The organism is Megasphaera sp. ASD88, from assembly GCF_002287425.1.
GTDB classification, from domain to species: Bacteria; Bacillota; Negativicutes; order Veillonellales; family Megasphaeraceae; genus Megasphaera; species Megasphaera stantonii.
This window is the reverse complement of sequence record NZ_NQXW01000079.1, coordinates 1-298: the sequence shown is the minus strand read 5'-3', so window position 1 is coordinate 298 and position 298 is coordinate 1. Positions and strand designations below refer to the sequence as shown.

Annotated in this window: 1 protein-coding gene; it reads right to left on the bottom strand. The window is 52.3% G+C overall.

Going from position 1 to position 298, the window contains the following annotated elements; translation table 11 throughout:
- A partial coding sequence (locus tag CJ260_RS12610) for an AAA family ATPase (protein ID WP_158221417.1) occupies positions 1 to 194 on the bottom strand: 194 nt, incomplete at its 3' end.
- Positions 195 to 298: the final 104 nt, after the last annotated feature.

The following is a 298-nucleotide window of genomic DNA, read 5'->3' as shown; positions in this document are numbered from 1 at the left end:
CTTTCGCGCCGCTGGGCGTCCGACGGCCGCAGCTTATCGCCGCCCAAGGCCCAGGCAATAGCATCCAGCACAGAGGTCTTGCCCTGGCCGTTGTTGCCGCCGATGACCGTCAGGCCGGTTTCCGTCGGCATAAGCGTGACAGCTTTTACCCGTTTTACATTTTCTACTTCCAAACTTCTGATTTTTACTGACATATGGCACTCCTTTGTGTTACAATACCCATGGTTACAGTTTTTTATATATGAGCCGTCTTCTGCGCCAACAGGGGACGGCTCGTTTCGTTGTCAAATAAGGTCAT